The organism is Arthrobacter sp. NyZ413 (assembly GCF_049390645.1).
Taxonomy (GTDB): Bacteria; Actinomycetota; Actinomycetes; order Actinomycetales; family Micrococcaceae; genus Arthrobacter.
In genome coordinates this window covers 939,712-951,434 of sequence record NZ_CP155434.1, presented here as the reverse complement: position 1 = coordinate 951,434, position 11,723 = coordinate 939,712, and the positions used below count along the sequence as shown (strand labels likewise).

At 64.5% G+C, this 11,723-nt stretch carries 10 protein-coding genes and 2 riboswitches; of the genes, 1 reads left to right on the top strand and 9 read right to left on the bottom strand.

All coding sequences use genetic code 11. The features are described 5' to 3' along the window. Nucleotides 1-41 precede the first annotated feature (41 nt). The 9 genes from ABCW42_RS04620 to ABCW42_RS04580 all read right to left on the bottom strand — a co-directional run bounded on the left by ABCW42_RS04620 (nt 42) and on the right by ABCW42_RS04580 (nt 10,303). Entirely contained in the window at nt 42-3,068 is a 3,027-nt protein-coding gene (locus tag ABCW42_RS04620; protein ID WP_423183750.1) for an alpha-mannosidase, read from the bottom strand. 168 nt (nt 3,069-3,236) lie between these two features. Further along, nucleotides 3,237-4,103, bottom strand: coding sequence for a formate dehydrogenase accessory sulfurtransferase FdhD (fdhD, locus tag ABCW42_RS04615; protein WP_423184799.1), 867 nt, complete (start codon nt 4,101-4,103; stop codon nt 3,237-3,239). A gap of 114 nt (nt 4,104-4,217) precedes the next feature. Then, on the bottom strand, nt 4,218-5,585 hold the full coding sequence (locus ABCW42_RS04610) for a molybdopterin-binding protein (RefSeq protein ID WP_423183749.1): 1,368 nt from the start codon (nt 5,583-5,585) through the stop codon (nt 4,218-4,220). Beyond that, complete coding sequence (locus ABCW42_RS04605) at nt 5,582-5,869, bottom strand: DUF6457 domain-containing protein (RefSeq protein ID WP_165962209.1); 288 nt, start codon at nt 5,867-5,869, stop codon at nt 5,582-5,584. Before ABCW42_RS04605 ends, ABCW42_RS04610 begins: the two co-directional genes overlap by 4 nt. 31 nt (nt 5,870-5,900) lie before the next feature. Next, nucleotides 5,901-6,533 carry a molybdenum cofactor guanylyltransferase gene (mobA, locus tag ABCW42_RS04600; RefSeq protein ID WP_423183748.1) on the bottom strand — a complete coding sequence of 211 codons (633 nt, stop codon included), beginning with the start codon at nt 6,531-6,533 and terminating at the stop codon, nt 5,901-5,903. Between the two features lie 37 nt (nt 6,534-6,570). Then, nucleotides 6,571-7,071, bottom strand: a complete 501-nt coding sequence (locus ABCW42_RS04595) for an HNH endonuclease (protein ID WP_423183747.1) — start codon at nt 7,069-7,071, stop codon at nt 6,571-6,573. Nucleotides 7,072-7,328: 257 nt separating this feature from the next. Next, nucleotides 7,329-8,099 (bottom strand): NlpC/P60 family protein, encoded by a 771-nt coding sequence (locus ABCW42_RS04590; protein ID WP_423183746.1) that lies wholly within the window; start codon nt 8,097-8,099, stop codon nt 7,329-7,331. A 4-nt stretch (nt 8,100-8,103) separates the two neighbouring features. After that, nucleotides 8,104-8,272, bottom strand: a riboswitch (cyclic di-AMP (ydaO/yuaA leader). Between the two features lie 145 nt (nt 8,273-8,417). Further along, nucleotides 8,418-9,236: a M23 family metallopeptidase gene (locus ABCW42_RS04585; RefSeq protein ID WP_423183745.1), complete on the bottom strand. Its 819-nt coding sequence runs from the start codon at nt 9,234-9,236 to the stop codon at nt 8,418-8,420. 2 nt (nt 9,237-9,238) lie between these two features. Continuing rightward, a riboswitch (cyclic di-AMP (ydaO/yuaA leader) is annotated at nt 9,239-9,455 on the bottom strand. A gap of 152 nt (nt 9,456-9,607) precedes the next feature. Then, a complete protein-coding gene (locus tag ABCW42_RS04580; protein ID WP_423183744.1) occupies nt 9,608-10,303 on the bottom strand; it encodes a metal-dependent transcriptional regulator in 696 nt (231 codons plus the stop codon). A gap of 287 nt (nt 10,304-10,590) precedes the next feature. On the opposite strand from ABCW42_RS04580, the gene serC reads away from it, so the two are divergent. Next, complete coding sequence (serC, locus tag ABCW42_RS04575; RefSeq protein WP_423183743.1) at nt 10,591-11,721, top strand: phosphoserine transaminase; 1,131 nt, start codon at nt 10,591-10,593, stop codon at nt 11,719-11,721. The last annotated feature ends 2 nt before the right edge of the window (nt 11,722-11,723 follow it).

Sequence of the window (11,723 nt, the reverse complement as noted above, 5' to 3'; positions counted from 1 at the left end):
AGCCTCATTTCTCAGAGCCTCATTTCTCAGAGCCTCATTTCTCAGCGGCTGAAGCGCAACGTCACCAACTGGAAGGGCCGAAGGGTCAACTCTGCCGCACCGTCTCCCGGCACGACGCCCGGAGCCTTGAGCGGGCGCTCCAGGAGATCGACTGCTTGCACGCCGCGGGTGGCGAAGTTGGCCGTAATGAGTCCTTCGGAACGTTCGCCCAGCGATTCGTAGAGCCGCACGATGACATCCCCTGAACCATCCTCGGCAAGTTTGACGGCCTCAATGACCAACGCCTGGTTGAAGACCGTGAATAGCGGTTCTGTCTGGTTCCCACCCATGACAATCCTCGGTGCGAGGTTGCGCCGATAGCCTTCTTCGACGGCGTCACCGATGCTCGCGCCAGGGCGGATGCCGAGTTCGAGGACGTGGACGCCGAGGTCGGCCTGCGGGTCCGGGAATTTGGGCGCACGCAGCAGGGAAACACGCACGTTGGTCGTAGTCCCGCCGTCCTCGCGGATGGCGCGCGTGACGTCATGCCCATAGCTTGAAGCGTTCGAAATCGCGACGCCGTATCCCGGCTCCCCTACGTGGATCCAACGGTGGGCGCAGATCTCGAACTTGGCGGCTTCCCAGGACGTGTTGGTGTGGGTTGCCCGGAACACGTGCCCGAACTGGGTTTCCGAGGCCGAACGGTCCGCGCGGACATCCAGTGGGAAGCCGATCTTCAGCAGCTTCTCGCGCTCTTGCCAATCCACGGTGGTGGAAATGCCGAGGGACTCGGAACCGGCCTCAAGCGAGATGCGCTGCGTGATGGTGGACGATCCCACCGTCCGTTCAACCACGACGACGGCGTCCCACCCGGCGCTCTCAAGCGTCACCGAACGAGCCTCGACTACCGAGACGACATTCCTGCGGTAGAACGCGTCAATGTCCCAGGCATCCCATTCGTTGGGAGTGTCCCGATGCAATTCAAGGTGGTTGCCGAACTGCCCGGGGGCAATCGCTTCGCGCCCGCTGGCATGGTCCAAGAGGGACGTCAGGAGTCCATTCGCATCTATCACGGCACGGATGATGCCGTTGTCCAGGACGTAACCACCGGCGCGTTCCGTGACAGCCACGGGGTTGTCCGCGCGGACGGGCTCGGCGATTGCCAAGGCCGGCACCCCGCTGCGCTCCTGCGGTGCCGCGTTGAGCAGGAAGGCAGTCTCCCCTTCGCCGAGTAGTGCCGACGCGGCCCCGGCGATGATGGCTTCCAAGTCGCGGGCTATCGCCGCGTAATTCCGTTCGGCATCCTGGTGGACCCACGCAATGGCGCTGCCCGGCAGGATGTCATGGAATTGCTGCAACAGCACGAGGCGCCACAGGCGCTTCAGCTCCTCCACGGGGTAGGTGAAGGAACCGCCCGAGCGCACTGACGCCGTCGAGCACCAAAGTTCGGCCTCCCGCAACAGGTGCTCCGAGCGGCGGTTGCCTTGCTTCGTGTTGGCTTGGCTCGTGTATGTTCCCCGGTGCAGTTCGAGGTACATCTCCCCAACCCACACTGGAAGATCGGGATATTCCGCTTCGGCCTGCGTGAAGAACTCTTTCGCGGTTCCCATGCGCACTTTCGGCGAGCCTTCGAGGTTGGCCGTGCGGCGCGCCGCGGCGACCATTTCGCGCGTAGGTCCGCCACCGCCGTCGCCATAGCCGAACGGCACAAGCGAAACGGTTCCCCGGCCATGCTCACGGTAGTTCCGCTGGGCGTGGGCGAGCTCGCGGCCGTGGAGCTCAGCGTTGTAGGTGTCCACGGGCGGGAAATGGGTGAAGAGCCGCGTGCCGTCAATGCCTTCCCAATTGAACGTGTGGTGCGGCATCCGGTTGACCTGGTTCCAGGAGATCTTCTGGGTAAGGAACCAGCGGGAGCCTGCGGCCTTGACGATCTGCGGAAGGGCGCCGGAGTATCCGAAGGAATCGGGGAGCCAGGCTTCCTGGCATTCGATCCCGAATTCCTCAAGGAAGAAGCTCTTGCCTTCCACGAATTGGCGGACCATGGCTTCGCCGCCTGGCATGTTCGTGTCCGATTCCACCCACATGCCGCCCACCGGCATGAACTGGCCGGCCTTTGCTTTCTCGCGGATCCGCACGAACAGTTCCGGATAGAACTCCTTCATCCACGCCAACTGCTGGGCCGAGGAACAGGAAAACACGAAATCCGGGTTCTCATCCATCAGTGACACCACGTTGGAGAAGGTCCGCGCGCACTTGCGGATGGTCTCGCGCACCGGCCACAACCAGGCAGAGTCGATGTGCGCGTGGCCCGTCGCGACCAGTTCGTGCGCCGACGCGTAGGCTGGACGGCCCAGGACTTCTGCAAGGGCTTCCCGGCCGGCCGCGGCAGTGCCCGCGACGTCGTCCGGGTCCATGATGTCCAGCATGCGTTCGAAAGCGCGGAGGATTTCGTGCCGCCGGGGAAGGTCGAACGGCAACTCGTGCATGAGCCCGCTGAGGGTCCAGACGTCCTGGTAGAGCTCCCAGACAACCTCGTTGAGTTCCGCGATGGCGATGAGGCCCAGGCGGTACCTGGGCTCGTCCCCGGAGGTCGCCTTGTCACCCAGGGGTGTTGCCGCGAACGTCCACCCCTGGGCAACGTCGGGATTGGCTGCCGCTTCGACATAGAAGTCCACGGAAAGGCCACCGCCGAGCAGCTTCAGGGGAACATGGCGGTTACGTGGAGAGATGGCTTTGATGATGGTGCCGTCCGCCCGCCACGCGATGCCCTCGCATTGGAATCCCGGAACGTCGTTGCTGAAACCGAGGTCGACGACGATTTCCACGGCTGTTCCTTCGGCAGCGCCCCAGCCTTCCGGAACCTCTCCGCGGAGGCGCAACCACTTGGTGCCCCACGCCTTACCCCATGCGGCGCCATGCTCCTGGGGTTCAAAGACCTGGTGGAGTGCGTCCGAGACGGGAACCGGCTCCCCGGGCGCATCCCAGCTGCTCAGTTCCAACGGCACGGCGCGGCCGTAGATGGCAGGGGCGATTCGCTCGCGGACGAAACGTTCGAGCCGCTTCTCGGTAATCAGGCGGTCGTCGTGCAATTCAAGTCCCCTTTGGCGCCGGGCTGGGTAGGGAGGCTTCCTTTACCGTCGCGGGCAGCCTAGCGAAGCGAGGTTACCGGCCGGTGGAAACAACGGTTCCAATCGATGGATAAAATCTACGTTGTTCCCGGTCAATAGCCAAGTGATCGACGACTATCCAAACAGGCATTAGAGCGTCGCCGGGACGCCCACCCTGTCACTGCCGGCGTACACGTTCAAACTGGTGCCCCGGCTGAATCCGACCAAGGTGAGGCCCGTGTCCTGGGCAAGTTCCACCGCGAGGCTCGACGGCGCACTGACTGCTGCGAGCACCGGAATTCCGGCGAGCGCGGCCTTTTGCACCAACTCGAAGGACGCCCTGCCCGAAACCTGCAAGACCGTCCCGCGGAGGGGCAGCAACCCTTCGCGCAGCGCCCAGCCCACTACTTTGTCCACGGCGTTGTGCCGTCCCACGTCCTCGCGCAGGCACAAAAGTTCGGGTTCGCCGTCGTCGTGCATCCGGAAGAGTCCCGCAGCGTGCACGCCGCCGGTCTTGTCGAAGACGGCCTGCGCTTCGCGAAGCCGGTCCGGAAGCGAAGCGAGGACCTCTACCGGGATAGCCAGAGGGTCATCCGCCGCGTTGAAGTGGGATGATTTGCGCACCGCCTCGATGGAGTCCGTGCCGCAAATCCCGCAGGAGCTGGACGTGTAGACGTTGCGTCCGATCTCGGGAAGGACGACGTCGGGCCGTAATTGCGCTTCAACCACGTTGAAGGTCTGGACGCCGTTTTCGTCTTCTCCCGCGCAGAAACGCAGCGAGATGAGCTGTTCGGCGTCCCAGATAACGCCCTCCGAGACGAGGAAACCCGCCACGAGGTCGAAATCGTCGCCCGGGGTGCGCATGGTCACAGAGAAGGACAGGTGGCCGAGGCGCACCTCAAGGGGTTCTTCGACTGCGAGGAAATCCTCGCGGAAACGCACCGGATGCTCGAGTGCCTGGGGAGAGCCGTCCAGGACGAAGCGATGAATTTTGCGGCGCTGCGTCACGCGTCCCATTTCAGGTACCTGCCTTCCCGCGGCTGCGGAACGCTTGGGGAGAAGCATGCGTGTTCATTCCACTATCATTGCAAGGCCTGAGCCCCGATTCCAGCCGTGTCCATCCAAGGACGCTCAGCCGCTCAGGGCACTCCAGTCGACGGGCCCGGAAGGAGCCTTGCGCGCCGTCCTTGTGGACGGCTTCTTTGCCTTGTCTTCCTTGGGCTGCGGCAGCGGCGGTCCCCAGGGTAGCGGGAAGGCCGGAACCAGTTCGCCCATCTGCACCCCGTGGGGCGGCACCACCATGACGCCGTCGGCGCTGGCCAGTCCGCGCATCATGCCGGAACCGGCATGCTGGGCGGGCGAGGCCAGGCCGTACACGAACCGGAATGGAAGCAACCGCGTGCGTCGAGGGTCGGCGTCGAGCGTGGCACCGCAAGGCACCTCGCCGACCTCGCCGAGTTTTCCGTGCCCGAGTGCGGCAAGCAGCGGCGCCCCGACCGTGAAAAGGACCATCATGGCGGCGAGCGGATTGCCCGGAAGGCCCAGGACAAATCGGCCGTCAGGCAGTTCGGCCAGGACCGCCGGGTGTCCCGGACGCATCGCGATGCCGTCGATCAGCAGCCGGCCTCCCAGTTCAGCCACCGCGCGCCGGAAGTGGTCCGTTCCGGATTTACCAGTACCGCCCGTGGTGATAACGACGTCGGCGGGTGGCGTTTCGGCTGTCGGCTCGCCTTCGTCAAGGCCCGCGAGCCATTCCTCGTAGGAGTCCCCCACCTTGACCTGTCCGCCGCGGATCCCGCCAAGGAGTTCGACGACGGCGCCCAGTTGGGGCCCGTAGGTGTCGCGCACGCGGCCGGGGGCCGGGACGCCCGAGGTCACCACTTCGGATCCGGTCAAAAGGAGCTTGACGACCGGCTTGCCGAGGACTTCGAGCTCGTCCCGTCCGGCCAACGCTGCCAAGGCAAGGTGGGCCGGGTTCAAGACGACACCGGCCTTGATCAGCAGCTCGCCCTCCTCCGCTTCCTCCCCCGCTTTACGGATGTGTTGGCCATTGCGCGGATCCCCAGGCTTCGCGGTTCCGCCGAGCGCGAGCACCGGCAGGCCGTCGTCGTCCGTGGACATGATGCCGCTCTCGCTGCGGAGCACGGCCTTCGCCCCGGGCGGCACCAGGCCCCCGGTGACGATCGGGCTGGCTTGGTGCGGCGCCAAGCGATGGCCCGGCTCAACAAGGATCCACGGCCCGCTCCCGTTGACGGCCCAACCGTCCATGGCCGAGGAGGCGTAGTGCGGCAAATCCTGCAGGGCGTGGACATCGGACGCGAGGATCCTGCCGAGGGAGTCCTTCAGCGCGACCGGGCCGGACGGAATGGGCGTGGCGCAGTCAAAGGCGAGTTGCCGGGCTTCCGCCCACAAATGGTCGGCGTGGTGGCCGTGCCCATGATCTTCGTTGTCGCTATCCGGCCGGGGTTGATCCGCGCCTTGCCGGGGGCCTTCCGTCATCCGGCGTCGGTTTCCTCATGGGTATAGTCCTTGGCGAGCGTGCGTGCCAGTCCCAACGCGGCGTCCACGGACGCGGTTTGGGTTGCCTGGCCCGAACCCGCGGCAAGGCCGGCGGCCAAGCCGGCAATGAAGGTAGTCAACGGTGCTGCCGGACGGACCACCGAATGGGCGGCTACCCCGGCCAGGGACAGGATCTCGTTGATGTCGAGTTCAACGTTCTCAAGCTCGAATGCTTGCAGCAGGCTACGGCACCATTCCTCAAGCGTTTCTTCCTGGGTCTTCACGATCCGCCTCCACAGTCCCTGTCCAGCAGTTTCACGGCAGGTCGCCGTTCACTCCGAGCGCCGCCGCATCGTCCCAGGTGTCCACGTCATCCGTGGAGCCCTCCGGGACCGGTATCGCCAGCAGATCAAGACTAGCAAGCAGGCGGAAGACCGACGCGTTGGCGAGTCCGCCTTGCCCGGCCGCGGCGCGCACTTCCCGCTGCAGGGCGGACAAGCGGTAGATTCCGAGCAAAGGCTGCTTCCGGCCGTCAGGCGAAACAGCCATGGCCCCTTCGATGCCGGCATATTCGGTATTGGCATTTTCAGCCTTGGCATTCCGCGCCAGTTCCGCCAGCAGGACCGGAACGGCATTGACGGCATGGGGCATATCGCAAGCCAGCACGAGGATCCACGGGGCGCCGCGTCCTGCGTTCGTATCCAAGGCGAGCAACCCCGCTTCGATCGCGGCAGCGGGACCGGCGAACGGCGGATCCTCCCGGGCGGTCAGCGTTCCCGACGGCAGGGTGCCGGGATCAGGCCCGACGACGGCGACCCTCCCGGCCCCGCGCGCAGCAGAAAGGGCGCGCCCAAGGAGTGTGTCGCCGTCGTACCTTAACTCGGCTTTGGGCACGCCACATAGACGGGAGGACTTACCGCCCGCCAAAATCACCGCATCGAAGTCCACCCGCCCAGATTACCCGGGAGGCAGCCTCAATTCCGGATCAGGCCGCCGATTCGGGCAAGAGGAAGGGATCCCATGCAGGCGCAGGTTTCTCAAGCTCTTTGATTTGCCAGATTGTCCCGGTGGGTGGCGCGGGAGTGAACCTCAGCTTCCAGCCCATCTCGGCCGGTGTGTGGTCACTCTTGGCGTTGTTGCACCGCAGGCACGCCGCCACGAGGTTTTCCCAGGAATCCGCGCCGCCCCTGGATTTGGGGTGGACGTGGTCAATAGTGTGGGCTGCTTTCCCGCAATAGGCGCAACGGTGTCCGTCGCGGCGCAGCACGCCGCGGCGAGTGACCGCCGTGATCCGGTTGTACCTTGGGCGGATGTAGCGATTGAGAAGAATCACGGAGGGTCGTCCGAGAATCTCCTGTGGCCCGACGACAGGCTCGTCGCCTTCGGCCACTACGCTCGCTTTTCCCGTAAGCACAAGGACCAGCGCCCGGCGGAAGGTTACTACCGCCAGCGGTTCATATCCAGCATTCAGAACGAGTGTGCGCATGCACGTACCTCTTCACGGCCGCACCCGTCAGGGGCGCGAGGGCCGGCTGCCCTCTGCATGTACGGGCTGTGGATCGACATGACAAGAGTAAGCATTCAATTGCCAAATCAACGAATCCACAGGCCGGTTCCGGAAGACTGTAGGGCAATGTTCACGTGCCGGACATGCGGCGGGCACGGGGAGGGGAACCCGTGACGGCGCGATTAAAGACAATGTCCCCGCTGCCGAAAGGCAGCGGGGACATTGTAAAAAACTGATTAGCCGCCGACGCGGATGAAGACCGGGCCCGAACCAACGTTGACGCTGTACAGGGCGGTGGTGCCACCGTTCCAGCCACCGTGGACAGCCATGCCGTTACCGACGTAGACAGCGATGTGGGCCATGCCCATGCCGCCGTTCTGGTAGTAGACGAGGTCGCCCGGCTGAGCTTCAGCGGCGCTGACCGTGCGGCCAAGGGAAAGGTAGTCTGCCGGCCAGCCGTGGAAGTGGATACCGACGGCAGCGAGTGCGTTGGTGGCCAGGGCGGTGCAGTCCTGGGCAACGCCGAGCTGTGCGTAGGCAGCGGCGGCAATTGCTGCGCCCTGGCCGCTGGCAAGCTTCGCGGCAGGGGAAGGAGTGGAAACTGCCAGGGTTGCCGTGACGCCGCCGGTGGTGGCGGCCGGAGCGTCGGTCTGCGTCGCGGGAGTTGCTTCCTGGACGGCTACCGGAGCCTGGGCGACAGGAGCGGCTTCGGTGGAAACAACCGGGCGCTCGTACTTGATGGCAACCGAGGAGTCGGCCGCGATGCTGGCTTGGGCGACGGACTGGACTTCCAGCGTGGAGGTCGCAGTGGATTCGCGGGGGACGTTGGTTTCGGCAGCGTTTGCTGCGATACCGCTGGTAAGGACCAGTCCGGACGCAGCCGCGATAACGGCTGCCTGACGGCCTACGCCACCGGCGTTGCTGCCGACCGTCTTTGCGATAACGGCAAGCGAGTTGGTCTTAGTGACCGCGGCACGGTGGCGCGCAAGAGTAGAGCGTGAAGACACGTGAAAGGCCTCTCCCTATGCCCGCGAGGTAAGCTGTCGGATTCGGATGGGAGTCATCCGGCCGCACGCTCTTCCTTCCGGAATCGCGCACGACTTAACCCCAAGGCCATCCGTGAAGATGACCAAAAGTGGGTCCCCCGCCTCTGCCAGACGATGTTTTGCGAACGGAGACCCGGGCAGTGGCAGAGCTAGGCAATCCACCCGGGTGCATCAACTCTCTAAAAGTTGATGCGAGTTAGACGGTACAGGAGTTTGGAGCGAAAGTCACATTCAGGTCACGGAGCGTGACAATCATGCGATAGACGACCATCGGATTGGCTAGAGCCAGCCCATTGGGTCAACGACATCGCCGTTGACCATCACTTCAAAATGCAGGTGGCAACCGGTGGAGGCGCCTGTGGTTCCGCTCAAGGCGACGACGTCTCCGCGGCTGACCGCCTGGCCCACCTTGACGTTGAACGCCGACAAATGGTTGTACGTCGTTTCCAGACCGTTACCGTGATCCACCACAACGCGGTTTCCTCCGCCATAAGGGTGCCAGCCGGCGAACGTTACCTTCCCGGCCGCAGCGGCGTGCACGGGGGTCCCGCACTGGGCCACGAAGTCCTGGCCACGGTGGAATTCCCCCACGGCACCCGTAATGGGATTCACGCGGTAGCCGAACGGCGACGACGCGACCAAGGTGTCCAAAGGGGCACCCAGGGTGCCCTTTGAAGAAGAAGCCTGGATTGAGCCGACCGATTGCGCGCTCAAGAGCTGCTTGAGCCGGCTGTCCGGGTCCGCCGTCGTCGAAACCGCGGCCCGGCTGAAGTCGATGGTGGCGCTGGCGGACGCTGGAATCTCGGGCTGCGTCCCAACGGCGGACGAGGCCTGGCCCGATTCTGACGTAGCAGTCAGGGCACCGGTGCCCGGCATCGTGACGGTCAGGACGAGGCCCGTGACCGCGAGGGCCACGCCAGCCTTTTGGCCCACTCCGCTGGCTGCGGCAAACTCGGCCATTTGACGCAAGGGGCCCTTGCGTCGGCGCACTTCGCGCTGCGAATCCCGAGGGCGGCCTTGCGGCGGAACGTGCGCGGTTCGCAGCTCAGCAGTAGGCACGGACGCGCGTCTGCGGCCCCTGGTGGTCTGCGTGCTCAAGATTTTCCTCTCTAACAAGCCTGCGAAGTTAGCTGTCGGATTCGGGTCAGAGAGTTCGAAGACCCGGTCCGCGTAGAGGAGCACCGAACGCGGGCAGCCCGGTCAAGGGTCCCGTGATTTGCTCTCCGCTGCGGACTTCACCCCAAGGCTGCATTTCGGCAACCGCTGATGGTTCCCCCGCTTCTGCCAGTGAATGGACTAATCCAGCTGATCCGCTGGCAGAACTAGGCTCCGGATCAGGTAACGCTTTGGTATCGGCGCTAGTGGTTAACTATAGGGGATTAACCCCTGTAGTAATAATTTCGTTATCTTTCCGGAAGCGGTCCGGCGAGCGCTCTGGCGAGTAGCCCGGCGAAGGTCCTGCAGGCGCGCTAAGCCACCGTGACAAAGACGTGCGAAGCTACCTCCGGCGGCAGTTCGAGGGCGCCGTCGATGTTGGGAACGCGGACCGAAATGTATTCGCCGACGCGCTCCAGGGAAACCCTGGCCCCGGGCCGGATTCCGCCCTCGTCCAGCTGGACCAGCAACTCCGGTTCCACCTGGATGGGCTCGGCCAGGCGGCTGACCGTAACGCGGTTGTCCGGAGAGTAGTCGTCCATGGCGTCCAGGAGGTTGACAACGCCATCGGCGAAGGCGTTGGTGGCTGATCCGCCCAAGGCCTCAAGCCCGGGGATCGGGTTACCGTAGGGAGATTCGGTGGGGTGGTCCAGGAGTTCGTAAAGGCGCCTTTCCACACGCTCGCTCATGACGTGCTCCCAGCGGCAGGCTTCGTCGTGGACGTAGGCCCAGTCCAGACCGATGACGTCGGCCAGTAGCCGCTCGGCGAGGCGGTGCTTGCGCATGACCTCGGTGGCGCGCTTGCGGCCGAACTCGGTCAACTCAAGGTGGCGGTCATTGGAAACGATCACCAAGCCGTCGCGCTCCATGCGTCCGATGGTCTGGGAAACGGTGGGACCCGAGTGCCGGAGGCGCTCGGCGATGCGTGCGCGAAGAGCCACGATGTTCTCTTCCTCAAGCTCCAAAATGGTCCGAAGATACATCTCAGTGGTATCGATCAGATCCGTCATCCAGCTCAGCTCCTCGAGCGCAGTATCTAGCGTGCTTTCCACCGTGCCGCAGCCGGCCGGGCAAAGGATCGACCGGTCGCCCCAAGTACCGGCGCCAGCTCCAAGCTTAGCTTATTTGGAATTACTCCGGATAATCCCCAGGCCGGGTGGAGGCATCCACGTGGCGGACTATGACACCTTCGGTTCTCCACCCGCATCCGGCGTCAGGCAGAATTGGGAAGTCAAAGGGGCATCGTTGCCACCTGCCACGACCCATCTAGGCCGCTACTTCACCATTGGAGCATCCCGTGAGCGACAACAGCATCACCATCCCCGCCGATCTGCTGCCCAAGGACGGCCGTTTCGGCGCCGGGCCCTCCAAGGTCCGCCCCGAACAGATCGAGGCCTTGTCCGCCGCCTCGGCAAAGATCCTCGGCACCTCGCACCGCCAGGCGCCGGTCAAGAACCTGGTGGGATCCGTCCGCGAAGGCTTGAGCCAGTTCTTCCGCGCGCCTGAGGGCTACGAGGTGATCCTCGGCGTCGGCGGCTCCACCGCGTTCTGGGACGTCGCCAGCTTCGGTCTCGTGGAGAAGAAGGCCCAGCACCTTTCCTTCGGGGAGTTCGGCTCGAAGTTCGCTTCGGCCACCAACAAGGCGCCGTTCCTTGAGGCTTCCTCCATCATCACGTCCGAGCCCGGGACGCGCCCGTCCCCCAAGGCCGAAGCCGGCGTGGATGTCTACGCATGGCCGCAGAACGAAACCTCCACCGGTGTGGCTGCCCCCGTCAAGCGCGTAGAGGGTGCCGACGACGGCGCCCTCGTCCTCGTTGACGCGACGTCGGCGGCCGGCGGACTGGACGTGGACGTCGCCGAGTCGGACGTCTACTACTTCGCTCCGCAGAAGAATTTCGCTTCCGACGGCGGGTTGTGGCTTGGCCTGTTCTCCCCCGCGGCCATCGAGCGCGCGGCCCGGGTAAAAGCGACCGGCCGGTGGATCCCCGATTTCCTGGACCTGCAGACCGCGATCGACAACTCCAAGCTCAACCAGACCTACAACACTCCGTCGCTTTCCACCCTGGTGACGCTCGACGCCCAGGTGCAATGGCTCAACAGCAACGGCGGCCTGGACTTCGCTTCCAGCCGCACCGCGGACTCCGCGGGCCGCGTATATAGCTGGGCCGAGGCTTCCGAGTACGCTACGCCGTTCGTGGCAAAGGCCGAGGAGCGCTCCAACGTCATCGCCACGATCGACTTCGACGACTCGATCGATGCCGCGGCCGTGGCCAAGGTACTGCGTGCCAACGGAATCGTGGACACCGAGCCCTACCGGAAGCTTGGCCGCAACCAGCTCCGCATCGCTACTTTCGTCGCGATCGAACCGGACGACGTCTCGGCGTTGCTGGCCAGCATCGACTTCGTCGTGGGCGAACTGAAGAAGTAATT

Bases quoted from the DNA above. Each gene is read 5' to 3' on its own strand.
- ABCW42_RS04595 (WP_423183747.1), bottom strand. From the start codon at position 7,071: ATGCGCACACTCGTTCTGAATGCTGGATATGAACCGCTGGCGGTAGTA.
- ABCW42_RS04580 (WP_423183744.1), bottom strand. From the start codon at position 10,303: ATGACGGATCTGATCGATACCACTGAGATGTATCTTCGGACCATTTTG.
- ABCW42_RS04610 (WP_423183749.1), bottom strand. From the start codon at position 5,585: ATGACGGAAGGCCCCCGGCAAGGCGCGGATCAACCCCGGCCGGATAGC.
- fdhD (WP_423184799.1), bottom strand. From the start codon at position 4,103: ATGGGACGCGTGACGCAGCGCCGCAAAATTCATCGCTTCGTCCTGGAC.